General features: G+C 47.4%; 22 protein-coding genes. 6 read left to right on the top strand and 16 right to left on the bottom strand.

The annotated features are described in order from the left end of the window. Window position 1: 1 nt before the first annotated feature. The 8 genes from PAV_RS13935 to PAV_RS13910 all read right to left on the bottom strand — a co-directional run bounded on the left by PAV_RS13935 (window position 2) and on the right by PAV_RS13910 (window position 3,049). Window positions 2-1,201 carry a DUF2800 domain-containing protein gene (locus PAV_RS13935; RefSeq protein ID WP_005547232.1) on the bottom strand — a complete coding sequence of 400 codons (1,200 nt, stop codon included), beginning with the start codon at window positions 1,199-1,201 and terminating at the stop codon, window positions 2-4. Between the two features lie 130 nt (window positions 1,202-1,331). Continuing rightward, window positions 1,332-1,613, bottom strand: coding sequence for a hypothetical protein (locus PAV_RS13930; RefSeq protein WP_005547231.1), 282 nt, complete (start codon window positions 1,611-1,613; stop codon window positions 1,332-1,334). Window positions 1,614-1,698: 85 nt separating this feature from the next. Beyond that, complete coding sequence (locus tag PAV_RS34660; protein WP_157266860.1) at window positions 1,699-1,848, bottom strand: hypothetical protein; 150 nt, start codon at window positions 1,846-1,848, stop codon at window positions 1,699-1,701. A 16-nt stretch (window positions 1,849-1,864) separates the two neighbouring features. Then, window positions 1,865-1,996, bottom strand: coding sequence for a hypothetical protein (locus PAV_RS36900; RefSeq protein ID WP_005547228.1), 132 nt, complete (start codon window positions 1,994-1,996; stop codon window positions 1,865-1,867). Continuing rightward, complete coding sequence (locus PAV_RS13925) at window positions 1,980-2,177, bottom strand: hypothetical protein (RefSeq protein ID WP_005547225.1); 198 nt, start codon at window positions 2,175-2,177, stop codon at window positions 1,980-1,982. Before PAV_RS13925 ends, PAV_RS36900 begins: the two co-directional genes overlap by 17 nt. A gap of 19 nt (window positions 2,178-2,196) precedes the next feature. Beyond that, complete coding sequence (locus PAV_RS13920) at window positions 2,197-2,442, bottom strand: DUF7667 family protein (RefSeq protein WP_005547223.1); 246 nt, start codon at window positions 2,440-2,442, stop codon at window positions 2,197-2,199. Then, window positions 2,439-2,774 carry a DUF771 domain-containing protein gene (locus tag PAV_RS13915; protein ID WP_005547220.1) on the bottom strand — a complete coding sequence of 112 codons (336 nt, stop codon included), beginning with the start codon at window positions 2,772-2,774 and terminating at the stop codon, window positions 2,439-2,441. The genes PAV_RS13920 and PAV_RS13915 overlap by 4 nt, the downstream gene beginning before the upstream one ends. A gap of 38 nt (window positions 2,775-2,812) precedes the next feature. Beyond that, complete coding sequence (locus PAV_RS13910; RefSeq protein WP_216633983.1) at window positions 2,813-3,049, bottom strand: helix-turn-helix domain-containing protein; 237 nt, start codon at window positions 3,047-3,049, stop codon at window positions 2,813-2,815. Between the two features lie 169 nt (window positions 3,050-3,218). Here PAV_RS13910 and PAV_RS13905 point away from each other — a divergent pair, with 169 nt between their 5' ends. From PAV_RS13905 to PAV_RS13895, 4 genes are all read left to right on the top strand, one after another. Then, window positions 3,219-3,563 (top strand): helix-turn-helix domain-containing protein, encoded by a 345-nt coding sequence (locus PAV_RS13905; RefSeq protein ID WP_005547216.1) that lies wholly within the window; start codon window positions 3,219-3,221, stop codon window positions 3,561-3,563. An 8-nt stretch (window positions 3,564-3,571) separates the two neighbouring features. Beyond that, window positions 3,572-4,033, top strand: a complete 462-nt coding sequence (locus tag PAV_RS13900) for an ImmA/IrrE family metallo-endopeptidase (protein ID WP_005547214.1) — start codon at window positions 3,572-3,574, stop codon at window positions 4,031-4,033. 84 nt (window positions 4,034-4,117) lie between these two features. Next, window positions 4,118-4,282 carry an Arm DNA-binding domain-containing protein gene (locus tag PAV_RS33425; RefSeq protein WP_005547212.1) on the top strand — a complete coding sequence of 55 codons (165 nt, stop codon included), beginning with the start codon at window positions 4,118-4,120 and terminating at the stop codon, window positions 4,280-4,282. Between the two features lie 5 nt (window positions 4,283-4,287). Then, window positions 4,288-5,397 carry a site-specific integrase gene (locus PAV_RS13895; RefSeq protein WP_005547210.1) on the top strand — a complete coding sequence of 370 codons (1,110 nt, stop codon included), beginning with the start codon at window positions 4,288-4,290 and terminating at the stop codon, window positions 5,395-5,397. Window positions 5,398-5,660: 263 nt separating this feature from the next. Here the strand turns inward: PAV_RS13895 and PAV_RS36895 are convergent, their stop codons facing one another. The 3 genes from PAV_RS36895 to PAV_RS13885 form a co-directional block, all read right to left on the bottom strand. Beyond that, window positions 5,661-5,789 carry a hypothetical protein gene (locus PAV_RS36895; RefSeq protein WP_005547207.1) on the bottom strand — a complete coding sequence of 43 codons (129 nt, stop codon included), beginning with the start codon at window positions 5,787-5,789 and terminating at the stop codon, window positions 5,661-5,663. Between the two features lie 73 nt (window positions 5,790-5,862). Further along, on the bottom strand, window positions 5,863-6,213 hold the full coding sequence (locus PAV_RS13890) for a hypothetical protein (RefSeq protein ID WP_005547205.1): 351 nt from the start codon (window positions 6,211-6,213) through the stop codon (window positions 5,863-5,865). Further along, window positions 6,200-6,526 carry a hypothetical protein gene (locus PAV_RS13885; RefSeq protein WP_005547203.1) on the bottom strand — a complete coding sequence of 109 codons (327 nt, stop codon included), beginning with the start codon at window positions 6,524-6,526 and terminating at the stop codon, window positions 6,200-6,202. The genes PAV_RS13890 and PAV_RS13885 overlap by 14 nt, the downstream gene beginning before the upstream one ends. Window positions 6,527-6,730: 204 nt before the next feature. On the opposite strand from PAV_RS13885, the gene asnB reads away from it, so the two are divergent. Next, the gene (gene asnB, locus PAV_RS13880) at window positions 6,731-8,578 is read left to right on the top strand and encodes an asparagine synthase (glutamine-hydrolyzing) (RefSeq protein WP_005547202.1); all 1,848 of its coding nucleotides are present in this window, start codon (window positions 6,731-6,733) and stop codon (window positions 8,576-8,578) included. A 99-nt stretch (window positions 8,579-8,677) separates the two neighbouring features. On the opposite strand, the gene PAV_RS13875 is transcribed toward asnB, so the two are convergent. The 4 genes from PAV_RS13875 to PAV_RS13860 all read right to left on the bottom strand — a co-directional run bounded on the left by PAV_RS13875 (window position 8,678) and on the right by PAV_RS13860 (window position 12,768). Next, entirely contained in the window at window positions 8,678-9,985 is a 1,308-nt protein-coding gene (locus PAV_RS13875) for a homocysteine synthase (RefSeq protein WP_005547200.1), read from the bottom strand. Window positions 9,986-10,190: 205 nt separating this feature from the next. Then, window positions 10,191-10,850: an XTP/dITP diphosphatase gene (locus PAV_RS13870; RefSeq protein ID WP_005547196.1), complete on the bottom strand. Its 660-nt coding sequence runs from the start codon at window positions 10,848-10,850 to the stop codon at window positions 10,191-10,193. Beyond that, the gene (rph, locus tag PAV_RS13865; RefSeq protein ID WP_005547193.1) at window positions 10,834-11,619 is read right to left on the bottom strand and encodes a ribonuclease PH; all 786 of its coding nucleotides are present in this window, start codon (window positions 11,617-11,619) and stop codon (window positions 10,834-10,836) included. The genes PAV_RS13870 and rph overlap by 17 nt, the downstream gene beginning before the upstream one ends. 81 nt (window positions 11,620-11,700) lie before the next feature. After that, complete coding sequence (locus PAV_RS13860) at window positions 11,701-12,768, bottom strand: GerMN domain-containing protein (RefSeq protein ID WP_005547191.1); 1,068 nt, start codon at window positions 12,766-12,768, stop codon at window positions 11,701-11,703. A gap of 274 nt (window positions 12,769-13,042) precedes the next feature. Between PAV_RS13860 and PAV_RS13855 the strand changes: the two genes are divergently transcribed. Beyond that, entirely contained in the window at window positions 13,043-13,594 is a 552-nt protein-coding gene (locus PAV_RS13855; RefSeq protein ID WP_005547188.1) for a phosphatidylglycerophosphatase A family protein, read from the top strand. Between the two features lie 4 nt (window positions 13,595-13,598). On the opposite strand, the gene PAV_RS13850 is transcribed toward PAV_RS13855, so the two are convergent. Further along, window positions 13,599-14,570, bottom strand: a complete 972-nt coding sequence (locus tag PAV_RS13850; protein ID WP_005547187.1) for an MBL fold metallo-hydrolase — start codon at window positions 14,568-14,570, stop codon at window positions 13,599-13,601. Between the last annotated feature and the right edge of the window lie 52 nt (window positions 14,571-14,622).

Genomic DNA, 14,622 nt, shown 5'->3' with positions numbered 1-14,622 from the left:
GCTATACCTCAAATTCCACGTTAGAAAATTCATCTCCTAAGCTGTTCAGCTCAGAGCGTGGATCAGTCTCAGGAACGAGGACTGGCTTGCCTTGAGGCTTCACTATCAGCCCGTCCAGAAGCTTTGTCAGCTCTTTCTTACCGATCCGCTTCTCAAGCTCACCAATGCCATAAAGCTCCTGTGGCTTGAGGTACTTGTCCGATTCTAGTTTTGCAGCTCTGAAAGCTGCCCACGCCGCATCCTTATCGGTGATTGTTCGATTACTCCGCCCTTCGACAAGCTTCCACTGAGGGATACGGTTACCGATCATGGCTTGCCCGAAGGCGTATTCCTGAACATCTTTTGCCCATGCCTGCAGTTGTTCAGCGACAACTAGAGTCAAGCCGATTTCCTCCAAGGAGAGCAGAGCCGGATCCTTGAACTCGTGTGCCAACGCCTTCATGTTCTCGTCAGCTCGGGCACGGCAATTACCTTTCACCTTGCACCAGCGGCAATGGCTTCCCGCCATAAAAACCCCCTCGCCAGCAAAAGCGAGTGCCGCTGCAGGTTTGACCACTGTTTCCGCCCACTGTAGCAACTCGTCGACCAGCAGCGTGTCCGTGCTGACACTATCGAGGCGTGGCTGTACAATGGTCATGCGCACCTCTTTGATATCAAACATCCAGTTATAAGCGGACCAGGCACCGAGGCCATACAAACGAAGCTGAGGGTTTCCGACAGCACTAACGGGAACACCTTTCCCGTATTTGAGATCGATGATCTCCAGCACCCCATCCGCTATCAGAACCACGTCTCCGGTGCCGTATCCTTCTGGAACCCATTCCGTAAAATCCAGACGTTCCTCCAGCATTACCACTGCGTCAAAACTACGGGCTTTCGCTTCCATGAATCTCTCCTCGACTACTTCAACGTATCGCTGGACAGCGTTCTCCATCTCAGCGTTGTAGTATTCGTTTGTTCCCGTAAAGAGCTGCATAGCGGCTTCTAACTCTGCTCTTGCCTTTGAGTTACACGGGAATATACTACGCTTAAGCTTCAACTCTGACAGCTCATGCGCCGCTGTCCCCTCGTCTGCATACTCACTTCGTCTATCAGGAATACTCTCGCAAAGCCGTGCACTAGGCGGGCAGTTGATCCAACGATCAGCCCCAGAAGCACCAAGCAATGCGTGAGCACGTTCTGCATGTGCTGGCTGTGTCATAGAGCTTTCAACCGTTCCAGGAACGCAGCTCGCTTCTCCTCTGGTACTTCAGAAAGAGACTTACTCTCAAACTCGTCGAGCAGTGCCCTAATGGCCGCCTTGCCGTCGGACGTCGCTCCCTTCTCCTTCCCTACGGCACGCAAATCTTCAAAGGTCGGTATATCCTCACCAGTGCCCTCACCAGTAACCTCAGCAGTCGACTTGTCTTTCGTTTTTCAACCGATTCAGTTTCCTTCGTCGATTCTGGCTTTGGCTCAGTTTTAGTGGTGCGCTGGCGCTTCGGCTTTTCTTCTTGCACAGGAGCAGCGGCAGTTACAGTGTTGACCGCCCCCGTGAATGCTGTTGACAGTGCTGCAAATTCCTCAATGGCTTGACCGGCATTTTCGCCCGTTATTTGAATCATGACTGGCATCTATAAGTCCTCCTTGAATTTGGGTATGAATTAGTGATAAACTTGCTTTGAATTGAGACTAAATTTCTGCAGCTCCTTGCGGCTCCTACCCCGCTTGGAGCTGTTTTTCGTTTTTGAGCCTGCTTGCAACCATTCGATACTGCCTACGGTACATTTGGCGCGTTCGAACCGATCCAGACGACATGGCCAATACAAGCAATTTCAAACATACTCCCAGTCGTTTCGCTTGTGACACCCTCTCTATCACCTCCCTATTGGAATCTAAAACCCAACTTCTCAGCCTCGACGGACGCCCAAGCCCAGAACGGATAGTACGCCGGATCGATTGCCGATTCACAATACACGTCAGCCAGATGATCCAGAAGCTTATCGGGTATCGGCATATTGCGTACCCTCCGTCCCTGCGATAACTGACTTCACCTTTGCTTGCTGAATCATACAAGGGACGGAGCAACATAAAGCATGCCCCTCTTTCCAAACACGTTGACCGAACATGATTTCTGATTTACATGGCGGACAGTAGTCGATTACTTCCCTAGACACTTGATCCAGAACTTTACTCATGCGGAATTCTCCTTTCCCATCAAAATGCGTCCATCGACGCCTGAAGCTTTTCAATCTGGCCGCAGATCTCATGCTGCCAATCTGTGTCGTTCATCTCGTAAGCATGCTGGCTAAGCTGCTTGAGGCCGTCTAACCGTTGAATCAGGTTCGCGTTGATTCGCATGCAGTGAACTAATTCCATCATTTCGAAAGCTGTCCATTGTCGCTTCTGTTGGATTAAGTGAAGCTCTGCCAGGCGACGGTGGACAGGGTGAATGCCGATCATGGTAATTCCTCCTTAGCTCCAAAAATCAGGTTGAAATACTTATCTAGGAATGCTGCCATCTTTGACGCCTGAAAAGCCCAAGCTTGACCCTGCACCTTTGGATAAGAAACGAAGCCGCCATGCTCAACATCTAGGATTTTTCTAAACCGAGAAGGGTAGAGAATGTTTTCTTTTAACCAGTCCATCCTTCTCCCTGTTCGCTTTTCTAAATCCTTAGCTCCCCAGTACACTCCTGCTAACTCACATTCCTTGAGTTTGAGAAACTCAACTTTAGTGATGATGATCGAATCTTCCGGTATAGGAATTGATAGTTGAACATTAAGATGTTGCATTTATGTAGCACCTCCCCTCATACAGGAAATCATGGTTTCTATTTTGAAACCTCGGGGCGTAAAAAATATTCATCTGCGCTGATTTTGAATGTCGCGCAGATGAGTCTCAGCTCAGCTACAGAGAAATCGCCACCAGTTCCATTCAAATTCTGATTGAGAGCTGATGTTGACTTTCCTAGTAAATGAGCTAGTTCCTTTTGCTTTACGCCAGTTTCATCTAAGTATGCTTTAAATTTAGTGTAAGGAGTGTGTCGACGACTCTTAATCTGGTTCAATACCTCACCTCCTCTTTTTGGGGTTTCTTTTTCGAAACCTAGGTCAAGAATAACTCTGCATAGTTTCAAAGTCAATAACATTTTTTCTATTTTTCTAAAATAATGTTGCATTTTTGAAACCCTAGATGTAATATGATTTTAGATACATCTAAATTAAGGGAGAATGAAAATGACATTTCAAGTAGGTAAAATGATTAAAGAGTTGCGTGTAAAGCAAGGACTATCTCAGGATGATTTAGCTGAAAAGTTAAACTCAAAATTCGGATCTTCTATCAACAAGGGCATGATCTCGAAATGGGAAAACGGTCTTGGTGATCCGCGCTTAGAGACTGTTCGGCACCTTTCAATGCTGTTCAACGTTTCCCTTGATCACCTACTAGGACTTGAACAGAAGGTAGAAGAAATAAGTACAATCGCTGCCCATCATGATGGAGAGGATTGGACTGAGGAAGAACTTGAGACTATCAAAAAATTTAAGGAATTCGTTAAATCCCAACGCAAATCGCAGGAGTGATTGCATGCATGCTATATGACAAGCTTCTCAGTGAAACTAGAGCAAATGTTTTTGAAGTGGACATGCCCCTCACTATAAAAGGCCTTTACTCGGACGGAAACATCTGGATTAACAAGCATATTGAAACAAGGGCTGAAAAGGCATGCGTACTTGCTGAAGAAAACGGACACGATTATACATCATTTGGTGATATTTTAAATCAGAATACTATCATTAACCGGAAGCAAGAACTTCGAGCTAGACAGTGGGGTTATGAATCTGTAGTCCCTTTGGAGTCCTTTAAGAGGGCACATCAAGCAGGAATTCGTACCCGTCACGAACTAGCCGAGTTCTTGGATATTACTGAGGAATATTTATTAGCTGCAATTGAACGATACCGTCAACGATACGGACTTTATGCTGACATGGGTGATCATTTCATACACTTCGATCCGCTCGGAATTACATACTGCTTCCGCAACATTGAATAAAACTTACAACACCAGCCGCAAGGCTGTTTATATATACCACGAAACCGAACATATGTTTCTAAAAAGTAAAGGAGATGGATCATAATGGCATCTATCCAAAAGCGTGGAGACGTGTGGAAATATGAGGTGAACCACACCGAGGATGGAAAGAGGAAAAGAGTAAGCAAAAGCGGATTTAAGACCAAGAAAGAAGCCGAAATAGCTGCTTCTGAAGTTGAATTGAATTCGCGATCCCAAAGAAGGGAGTAGTCCGAATGGCAAGCTTCACAAAACGCGGGAAGACATGGCAATATACCGTAAGCCACATGGTAAATGGAAAGTCCAAGCCTATTCGCAAGGGCGGTTTTGCTACTAAGAAAGAAGCCCAAGTCGCGGCTGCAGAGGTAGAAACAGAACTTAGCAAGGGAATTGTTCCGCAGCTCAAGCCTGTACCTATGGCTGAATACTTCGAAGAGTGGTTGAAGCTTTATAAAAAGAATGTTGTTGCTCAGAATACCTACCAACGTTATCTGAACACGTTCTCGACCATTCAGGAGTGCTTTCCAGGCGTTCCTATTCAGAACATTACTAAACGTCAGTACCAGGCATTCCTGAACGAATATGGAGCCACTAGAGCTAAGGACACAACCAGAAAGCTAAATACACATATTAGAGCCTGTGTAAAAGACGCAATTGACGAGGGATTGATAAGAACAGACTTTACGCGTGGAGTTGTCTTGACTGGAGGTGTTCCTTCTAAGCGCCCTGAAGAAAAGCATCTTAGTTACTTTGACAGTAGACGGTTATTAAAAGGGCTGCACAGCAATCTGACATCTCTTACCCATTATCTAATTCTTCTCGGCTTAACGTCAGGATTGAGATATGCTGAGCTTGTTGGTTTAACTAAAAGCGATTTCAATTTTAACACCAACGAACTTAGAATTAATAAAACATGGGGCTATACAAAGAAGATGCATAAAGGATTTGGACCCACAAAGAATGAACAGTCCAAAAGAGTAATTAAGATTGACGCTGAAACAATGAATCGATTTAAGGAACTTTTCACAAAATTGTCTGACAATATTCATGGGCTAGTCTTCTTCAGTCCAGAATCAAAGTACAAAGTGTTGTGTAACACCGGGGTTAATAATGTGCTAAAAAACATTCTCGTTAACATGAACATTGACCCGATTACGGCTCATGGCTTACGTCATACGCATGCAAGTGTATTGCTTTACAAGAAAGTATCAATTTACTACGTATCTGAACGGTTAGGCCATGAGAACATCGAGACCACCATGAAGTATTATGCCCATATCGTTAAAGAACTACGAGCAGAAGACGAACAAAGTACAGTCGATATCTTCAATGCAATGGTTGTATAGAATTTTACACCGGAAAATCATTTTACACATATTTTACACAGCCTACCCCAAAACCCTTGAATACTCTGGGATTTCCCATTGATTATAGACGTCCTCCTGGGACGCCATTCATTGCTTACAATATACATGAGCAGCCTCGCAGAGCCTAACTTGGTATGTGAGGCTTTTTTTATATCCCCAAAATCTCTACGGACATCTAACTGCATAAGAGGCCCTGCATATCGCAGAGCCTTGAATAATTGCGCTTCATTTCAGAATCCAGCTTATTTATTGTGAAACTCCCAATGGTTCTTTTCGCCCGGATGCTTGAAGTTCTTCGACAGAACCGCATCCGCATGTTTCTTCTGATGCGCATATTTATTGCCCTTATTTTGCTTGAATTGTTCTGGCATATTTACTCACCTCCCTTCATCGTACATCAATCACCTTAGTATGAACACGATGATAAGAAGCAAACCAAGTTGTTTACCAATTCATTTGGAACAAGTCGTCAACCGCTTCCCGTACCTCACTCGATCCAAGCACTGCATCTACGATCGAATCCCGGTCGCTGCAGCTAATTTCGTTATTATTGATAAATGTCTCTGCAGCCACTTCCTCAAAGGCATTATGCAAATTATTGTCGTACCAGTCTGCTTCAAAATGTGAATCATTGCGCAGCAAGCGAACAATCTCATAACCGCCATTTTGTACAGGAGCCACATACGCAAGCAGGGGAGTCTCCTTGTCATCATCTGGGATAAGTCCTACTTCTGCACACAGACGCCCTTCGATTTCAACCGGACGGCGAAATTTTGCAGCCTTAAATTCCATCATTGTCTTCGCTCCTCACTTCTCGTAATTGCTCCACAAATTGCTTTGTTTCTGTGGTTCCGAATTTGTGTATGTAGGCATATACACTATTGAGGTTTTGCTGATACGGCTCGTTAATCATGTCATTCGATTTGCTTGTAAATAACATGAAGCTGTATACTTGATCCGTTTCGGCGTCTCCCACCCCATTCAGCAGCCTTTGAAGCTCATCCCTTTCTGCCTCATTCACATGGACTACAAATTCATAATCACCCGCATCTTGTTCCGCAACAACAGAACGATTCTGTACGGATACATAATAAGGTCGGCGCTCCATTAAGCACCTCCTTTCCTTAATAGAACCATTGCTTCGCTTTGTTTAGATCAGGTTTCAGCTTTTAAGGGAAGCTTTTTTATCATCTCCCGATGGACATACATCTTATGCCGATTTGCGCATACCCATGGTATTATCTCAATCTTCCAGCATACCGGTATTCGGTCTTCCGGGTGGACAGATTGGTGCGGAAAGGATGAACGTAACATGTGTGGAATTACAGGATGGATTGACTGGAACCGTGATTTGGCCCAATGTTCCGACGTTGTCGAGCAAATGACCGAAACATTATCTTCTCGGGGCCCTGATGCGAAGGGAACATGGATAACCGGTCCATGTGCACTGGGACACCGGCGCTTGTCTGTTATTGATCCAGCTAACGGCGCCCAGCCGATGATTCGGCACACGGAGCATGGCGTGTTCGCGATTGTGTATAATGGCGAGCTGTACAATATGAGGGAATTAAGATCGGAGTTAATGAGCCGAGGACATTTATTTGTAACACAGTGTGATACGGAAGTGCTGCTTGTAGCCTATCTGGAATGGAAAGAAGCATGCGTAGAACGGTTCAACGGCATCTTTTCTTTTGCCATATGGGATGAAGCTGGAAAGCATTTGTTCATGGCCCGCGACCGGCTTGGGGTGAAGCCTCTATACTATTCTCAAGGTGAAGGATGGTTCGCATTTGGTTCCGAGCCTAAGGCGCTGCTTGCCCATCCGGACATTGAGCCTGTCATCAGCTTAGAGGGAGCAGCTGAAATATGGATGATCGGGCCTGCCCGAACTCCAGGACACGGCATCTATCAAGCAATGTCAGAGCTGCGTCCAGGTCACACCTTGCAGTATAATCCAGATGGCCTGCGCATCCGCAGTTATTGGAAGCTGGAGAGCACTCCGCATGAAGAGGATGCCGAACAAACAGCCAAACATGTGCGCGAACTTCTGGAGGATACCGTTGAACGCCAGCTTATTTCTGATGTTCCTGTATGTACCTTATTGTCAGGAGGATTGGACTCAAGCGCGCTAACCGCCCTAACGGTTCAACATTATAAGCGTCACAAGCTTGGTCAGGTGCATACGTATTCGGTGGACTATGTGGATAACGACCTTTACTTCCAATCTCACGCCTTTCAACCAAATGCGGATGAGCCTTGGATTCGACGAATGGTAGAAGAGCTCGGAACGACTCACCATTGGATTCAATTTGATACCCCTGAGCTCGTTGCTTCGCTTGAGCACGCGGTAAGGGTTAGAGACATCCCGGGCATGGCCGACATTGACGGTTCATTGCTTTTATTTTGCAAAGAAATCAAGAAAGGCGCCACTGTCGCACTCTCTGGTGAAGCTGCTGACGAAGTATTCGGCGGATATCCTTGGTTCCACCGGAAAGAGGCGCTCAATGCCGGGACATTCCCTTGGGCGCTTGCTACGCCTCTCAGAGCCAGTTTGTTGAAGCCTGAGGTCGCTCATTTGCTCCGCGCAGAGCAATATGTAGCTGACCGCTATGCAGATGCGGTGCGCGAGGTGCCTGTATTGCCCGGAGAAGAGGCTCAAGCCGCGAAAATGAGAAATATGTCCTATCTCAACATTACCCGCTTCATGCCAACCTTGCTGGATCGCAAAGACAGAATGAGTATGGGCGCTGGTCTCGAGGTTCGCGTCCCATATACCGATCATCGGCTCGTCCAATATGTATTCAATATTCCATGGAACATTAAAACTTACGGCGGACGGGAGAAAGGGATCTTGCGAAAGGCGCTGGAGGGCGTTTTGCCAGATGATGTCCTCTATCGCAAAAAGAGCCCTTATCCAAAAACCCACAATCCAAATTACTTGAATACGGTTCGCCGACTGGCACTTGAGAGATTGGATGACCCTTCATCCCCACTCCATCAATTTGTCAATGCAGAACGAATACGGACGATTGCCGCTTCCGAGGAAGCAAGCTCAAATCTGCCTTGGTTCGGCCAGCTGATGTCTGGCCCTCAATTATTCGCTTATCTGCTGCAGGTAGATGCATGGCTGCGAGAATACGGCATCCGTGTAGCATGGTAATCTAACACTGAAATGCTGGTACCCACTGGCTTCCAACAAAAAGACACACGGTAAACGCTGCAGCGTACCGTGTGTCTTTCTTCATTTGTACATCGATTCTTATTTTACTGAGGCAGGCTGACTCGCGCGAATCGCCTGATCCAAATCATACAAAATATCGTCAATCGATTCCGTACCGATAGATAAACGTATAAGTCCTGGAGTTACACCGGCAGTAATTTGCTCCGCTTCATTCAATTGCTGATGCGTCGTACTTGCTGGATGGATGATGAGCGACTTGGAATCGCCTACATTGGCGAGATGAGAGAAGAGTTTGACATGATTTATTACCTGCCGCCCCGCTTCGATTCCACCCTTGATCTCAAATGTCAAAATCGCACCCTGTCCCTTAGGCAAATACTTCTGTGCCAACTCATAGGAAGAATGGCTTGATAGGCCGCTGTAGCTGACCGACTGCACCCCTTCATGCGCTTCCAAGAACTGAGCTACCTTCAAAGCATTCTCGCTATGGCGCTCCATGCGCAGATGAAGCGTTTCGAGCCCCTGCAGAAGCAGGAATGCGTTGAATGGAGAGATCGTAGCCCCCATATCACGCATCAATTGTACACGAGCCTTAATAATATATGCAATTGGCCCGACTGCATCCGTATACACTAACCCATGGTAGCTAGAATCTGGCTCTGTCAATCCAGGGAACTTATCAGTGGCAGCCCAATCGAACTTGCCGCCATCCACGATAATCCCGCCAATCGAAGTACCGTGGCCGCCAATGAACTTCGTAGCGGAATGTACGACAATATCCGCACCATGCTCAAGTGGACGAAGCAGGAATGGACTCGGGAACGTATTGTCCACGATGAGTGGAATGCCATGCTCGTGTGCTATATCGGCCACTGCCTCGATATCCAGTACATCGCCCTTAGGGTTGCCAATCGCCTCCGCATACAGCGCCTTTGTCTTATCCGTGATCGCCTTGCGGAAATTTTCCGGATCACTGGAGTCAACGAAGCGGACTGTAATGCCAAGCTTCGCCAATGTCGTTGAGAATAGATTGTAGGTTCCGCCATACAGACTCGTCGCAGAAACAATCTCATCTCCTGCTCCCGCGATATTCAAAATGGCATACGTGATCGCAGCTTGGCCTGATGCCGTAGCCAATGCCGCTGCCCCACCTTCCAATGCGGCTACACGCTTCTCAAATACATCTGTCGTTGGATTCATCAGCCGTGTATAGATATTGCCGAATTCCTTCAAACCAAATAAATCTGCAGCGTGATCGGTATCTTTGAAAGTGTAAGACGTTGTTTGATACAACGGGACTGCACGCGATAGTGTAGTCGGGTCGACCTCCTGTCCTGCATGTACAGCCAATGTTTCCAAGCCAAGTTCACGTGGCGCTTCACTCATCTTCATCAATCCTCCTTCGTCTTATTGCCCATAATTTTCTCATATTTTTCCGTTGTTGGAAAGTATAAAATCTGAGTATTTTGATAAGAAAAAAGGACACCTAAACTGGTCATCTAGTCAGGTGCCCTTCGCTGAAAGGTTTTTGCTTTTAATTTTCTTATCTTTGTTGTGTCATCACGCTTCGAAATACGCTCGATTGACATGGTTACACTTGCGAGTGCTCCTTCTGCAGTACATCAAGTAGCATACGAATTGCATTTCCACGATGGCTAATGCTCTGCTTCTGCTCCGGAGTCAGCTCCGCCATTGTCTTGCCGAATGCAGGAACGTAAAATAGCGGATCATAGCCGAAGCCATGTTCCCCGCGCGCCTCGTCCAAGATGAACCCATCACATGTACCGGTCACATCGACATACTGCCGCTCTGCAGGATCATACAGTACTAGGCAGCAAACGAATTGCGCAGCACTAAGCACATGCTCCGAAGCTTCTCCCAGCTTATCGTGCTCCACGCGGCGAGCAGGCAGCTTCTTCAGCTCCTCAAGAAGCTTAGCATTATTCGCCTGCGTATCCCCGTGCCCACCGGCATATCGTGCGGAGTATACGCCAGGCGCACCAGCTAAACGTTCTACACAAAGGCCCGAATCATCAGCAAGAACAGGAAGTTGTATCGCTTCTGCCACTTCCTTAGCCTTCTTGAGCGCATTCGCATTGAAGGTATCCCCATCCTCTACCACTTCAGGCAATTGAGGATAGTCGGCCATACTGAGCACACGCTTGCCGAGCGAGGCGAAGGCAAGCTGAAATTCCTTTAGCTTGCCTTGGTTGCTGGTTGCAACAATAATCGTATCACTTGCTAGATGCATGTCCGGCCGCCTCTCCGCGTTCTAACGCTGCTCGTGCAGCAATCTTGTCCGCAATTGGGCCGAGTGCCTCCTTCTGCATCTCAACAAGCTCCAAGATTCCCTTCTCCGCAATGGCCAGAAGCCCGTTAAGCTCTTCGCGCGTAAATGGACTCTCTTCCCCTGTACCCTGTACTTCGACGAACTTGCCCTGACCTGTCATCACGACATTCATATCAACCTTCGCCGTGGAATCCTCTTCATAATTCAAGTCAAGCAGCGTATTTCCTTGGATCACTCCAACACTAACCGATGCAAGAAAATCCGTTATCGGATATTTATTTAATGAATGCTGGCTCGCTACTTTATGAATCGCCATTGCCATCGCAATAAAGGAGCCGGTAATGGAAGTCGTACGCGTACCGCCATCAGCCTGAATAACGTCGCAATCAAGCGTTATCGTTCTTTCACCTAATGCATGCAAATCAACAACCGAGCGCAATGCCCGTCCGATCAACCGCTGGATTTCCATCGTACGACCGGTTAGCTTGCCTCGATTCGCCTCACGCTGGTTGCGTGTCTGCGTTGCACGCGGGAGCATTGAATATTCCGCTGTAATCCAGCCTTTGCCTTGCCCCTTCATAAAAGGAGGAACTTTCTCGTCAACCGTAGCCGTGCACAGCACCTTCGTGTCGCCTACTTCAATGAATACGGAGCCTTCCGCGTATTTGTTCGTGTTAGTTCGAATCGTAACTGGGCGGAGTTCATCCGCCTTTCGTCCGTTGCTTCTCATTTAATAGTGCCTCCTACATTTCCACTGTCGTCCGTAAAAAGTAACATCCCCTATTCTACCAAAGAGCTTGGCGAAAAGCATCTATCCTTTCCAAGCCATGTTCACAACAGGCCGCGAAACCGGCTCCGAATAGTTTATCTTGTCTGTTCCTTGAATATCCACATCGCCATTGATTTTCAACTTCACCTTCTTCACGCCCTGGCGCTCTGTAAGGGATAGAACGACAGCCTTAACCAACTCCGCAGGGACTTGATCTCCTTTTTCGAACATCGTGTCTGCCAAATCGATCGTAAGCATATCGCCATCAACCGCAATATCATTTATTTCCGTTTCCTTGGTTGCAACCATGTTCATCGATTTTTTGTCCAACGGTCCCGCTATCATCTGTTCGAGCGTTGTTCTCACTGGATCAGAAGATGGCTCAACCAATCTTGTCACAGGAATAAAGTAAGCTCTTCCCTCTTCGCTGTAGCTTGAGAAATATAAAGTCACCGGCATCGAGTGCAGGTAATTGACCGATAGATCCTTCTCTAAATTAATCCCAATTTGGCGTGACAATGGGGTGTCCATCGGCGTATGGTCAACCGGCATTTCGGTCAGTCTCTTGGAATCCATCCATAACTGCACCTGATCTACATTTGGCAGCGATGTAAGGGTCCAGGCGATAGACTCCATCACCTTGCGTTCATCGTTTTTGTCGTATGAAGCAAATTCCTTGGACAGCTCCACCAATGCGGTCTTCTGCTCTGGCTTGAGGGTAACCTTTAAACTCGTCCCCTTCGGAAGGGTAGCGGTAAATCCCGGAGGCAGCATTCCCTGATGCACACCATCCTTCACAAGCATCTCCAGTGATGCTTGGGCAACAACGGCAGGATCTTCAGAGCTCCATTGATACGAAATGGGCGCCAAATAGCCATGGCGATCTTGAGCGTAAACCGTCATATTTGCTTTCTGCTGCGCTGCATCAGTTGGATTGACAGCACGATCAACCGCACCGCCCTCTCCTCCTGCTGCAGACATCATTTTGGCTTCCACATCTGCTGGCGGCGGATCGATTGCACCGCTTGTGCCACCACAAGCCGTCAATAGAAAGGGCAGCATCAGTACTGCTGCCAGTACACCTTGTCGAAAATATTTTGTCCGCACCATAAGCGCAGCAACCTCCTCTATGCATCTATCGTGTGATCTGCGGGAGCCTGTCTACCTACATCGTGCATGCATAGGCGTCCCTTCGTCATACCCCTATATATACGATAAGGCTGTCCAAAACATGACGTAGTTTCATACATTGTAGCCTCAAAAAGCAAAAAGGAAGAGTAAGGAGAGAAGGGAATGGGTATATCATTGTCATATACCTTTCTCATGCTATGGTGAAGAATGAGTAGGTAGCATGCAATACGAATCAGAGATCGAGGTGACTTCCATGTCAGAACAAAAAGACACGAGAACAGCCAAAGCCTACAGCCTGGACAGCGAGAAGGTCGAAGCAGAAACACGCGAGTGGCTGCGCAAACGGGGAGTTCGTGTAGAGGATATTGCAGAATTGGTCATGTTCCTGCAGCAGAATTACTTCCCTGAACTGACAATAGACTACTGCATCTACAATGTGGAACAGGTGCTGAGCAAACGCGAAGTTCAAAACGCCGTCCTGACCGGAATCCAGCTTGATATTATGGCAGAAGAGGGCAAGCTTACACCTGCGCTGCAAGAGATGATTGAGAATGATGAAGGATTGTACGGCGTGGATGAAATACTCGCCTTCTCCATAGTCAACGTATACGGAAGTATCGGGTTCACCAATTATGGCTATGTTGACAAGTTGAAGCCAGGTATATTGGAGCGCTTGAACAATAAGGACAGTGGACAAATCCATACGTTCCTCGATGACATCGTAGGCGCAATTGCTGCAGCGGCAAGCAGTCGGATTGCCCACCGCAAGCAGGCAGAGCGTGAACAAGAAATGCAGTCCTTGTAATTCACTAAGATGATTGCCACCTTATGACTTGCTCAGAGTCCGTATTGGCAAGGCCACGACGTCTAAGCTCTACGAGATGAGCAAGAGTCTCACCCATGGCGAAACGGAACTGATGCACCGTTAAACGATCCAGCGTACCGAAGCTGATACAGCACAACTCGTAAGCCGTCATCGGCTCATGAAGCGCGGCCTGCATCTCCTGTAGCCGTGCTTCATGATGCCGGATCAGCTCATCTGTCCGGTTCTTATAATAAGGAAACGGATGCCGGTGTCCCGGAAGCGCCAGTTCAACATCGAAAGCAGCGAGCCGTTCCAACCCAATAAGGAAGGAGTACAGCGGCTCGGGATCACTATTCGGCATAAGGCTAACATTGGGCGTAATTTGCGGCAGAACGTGATCACCGCACAGCATAATGCGCGAATCAGCATGATAGAAGCTCATATGCCCCGGAGCATGGCCACCCGTCTCTATTGGCTGCCAGTAATTATCTCCCAACAGCAATGGTTCTCCATCTCTGATGAAGGACACTTCCGGCAAAGGAGAAACTTGGGGGATAAAGCTATTCATATGTATGCCAATTGATTCTACAACCTCTGCAGGCGCTCCCTGCTTGTGGAACAGATCCTGCATATCCATCGTCATTGCAGCAGTTCCAGCCCACATCCGTTCCACATGTCTCCACCCGATTTCTGATAACCATACTGGTGCAGCTAAGCGCTGCTGAAGCCAGCCTGCCATACCGCTGTGATCTGGATGATAGTGTGTAAGGACGATGGAAGCCGTGTTTCCAGCCTCTATATTCAACTCTTCCATCAGATCAAGCCATGCAGCCTCTGTTTCCTCAGTTCGAAGACCTGGATCGACGATTGTCCATCCGGTTGAGCCTTGCAGTAAATATGTATTCACCCACCGAAGCGAGAAAGGAAGCGGCATTCGAACCAGAAAGATATGCTCATTCACTTGCTGAAACTTCATCTTAGCGTTCCCCCCAGACTAGATTGAGTCAATCACGAACCACGCATGCCAT

This window comes from Paenibacillus alvei DSM 29 (genome assembly GCF_000293805.1).
Classification (GTDB): Bacteria; Bacillota; Bacilli; order Paenibacillales; family Paenibacillaceae; genus Paenibacillus_B; species Paenibacillus_B alvei.
Note: the sequence above shows the minus strand (reverse complement) of the source record. Positions and strands in the feature narration are given on the sequence as shown.

Bases quoted from the DNA above. Each gene is read 5' to 3' on its own strand.
- PAV_RS13890 (WP_005547205.1), bottom strand. From the start codon at position 6,213: ATGATGGAATTTAAGGCTGCAAAATTTCGCCGTCCGGTTGAAATCGAA.
- rph (WP_005547193.1), bottom strand. From the start codon at position 11,619: ATGAGAAGCAACGGACGAAAGGCGGATGAACTCCGCCCAGTTACGATT.
- PAV_RS13935 (WP_005547232.1), bottom strand. From the start codon at position 1,201: ATGACACAGCCAGCACATGCAGAACGTGCTCACGCATTGCTTGGTGCT.
- PAV_RS13875 (WP_005547200.1), bottom strand. From the start codon at position 9,985: ATGAGTGAAGCGCCACGTGAACTTGGCTTGGAAACATTGGCTGTACAT.
- PAV_RS13920 (WP_005547223.1), bottom strand. From the start codon at position 2,442: ATGATCGGCATTCACCCTGTCCACCGTCGCCTGGCAGAGCTTCACTTA.
- PAV_RS13925 (WP_005547225.1), bottom strand. From the start codon at position 2,177: ATGAGTAAAGTTCTGGATCAAGTGTCTAGGGAAGTAATCGACTACTGT.
- PAV_RS13885 (WP_005547203.1), bottom strand. From the start codon at position 6,526: ATGGAGCGCCGACCTTATTATGTATCCGTACAGAATCGTTCTGTTGTT.
- PAV_RS36900 (WP_005547228.1), bottom strand. From the start codon at position 1,996: ATGCCGATACCCGATAAGCTTCTGGATCATCTGGCTGACGTGTATTGT.
- PAV_RS36895 (WP_005547207.1), bottom strand. From the start codon at position 5,789: ATGCCAGAACAATTCAAGCAAAATAAGGGCAATAAATATGCGCATCAG.
- PAV_RS13930 (WP_005547231.1), bottom strand. From the start codon at position 1,613: ATGCCAGTCATGATTCAAATAACGGGCGAAAATGCCGGTCAAGCCATT.
- PAV_RS33425 (WP_005547212.1), top strand. From the start codon at position 4,118: ATGGCATCTATCCAAAAGCGTGGAGACGTGTGGAAATATGAGGTGAAC.
- PAV_RS13850 (WP_005547187.1), bottom strand. From the start codon at position 14,570: ATGAAGTTTCAGCAAGTGAATGAGCATATCTTTCTGGTTCGAATGCCG.
- PAV_RS13915 (WP_005547220.1), bottom strand. From the start codon at position 2,774: ATGCAACATCTTAATGTTCAACTATCAATTCCTATACCGGAAGATTCG.
- PAV_RS13895 (WP_005547210.1), top strand. From the start codon at position 4,288: ATGGCAAGCTTCACAAAACGCGGGAAGACATGGCAATATACCGTAAGC.
- PAV_RS13860 (WP_005547191.1), bottom strand. From the start codon at position 12,768: ATGGTGCGGACAAAATATTTTCGACAAGGTGTACTGGCAGCAGTACTG.
- asnB (WP_005547202.1), top strand. From the start codon at position 6,731: ATGTGTGGAATTACAGGATGGATTGACTGGAACCGTGATTTGGCCCAA.
- PAV_RS13900 (WP_005547214.1), top strand. From the start codon at position 3,572: ATGCTATATGACAAGCTTCTCAGTGAAACTAGAGCAAATGTTTTTGAA.
- PAV_RS13905 (WP_005547216.1), top strand. From the start codon at position 3,219: ATGACATTTCAAGTAGGTAAAATGATTAAAGAGTTGCGTGTAAAGCAA.
- PAV_RS13855 (WP_005547188.1), top strand. From the start codon at position 13,043: ATGTCAGAACAAAAAGACACGAGAACAGCCAAAGCCTACAGCCTGGAC.
- PAV_RS13870 (WP_005547196.1), bottom strand. From the start codon at position 10,850: ATGCATCTAGCAAGTGATACGATTATTGTTGCAACCAGCAACCAAGGC.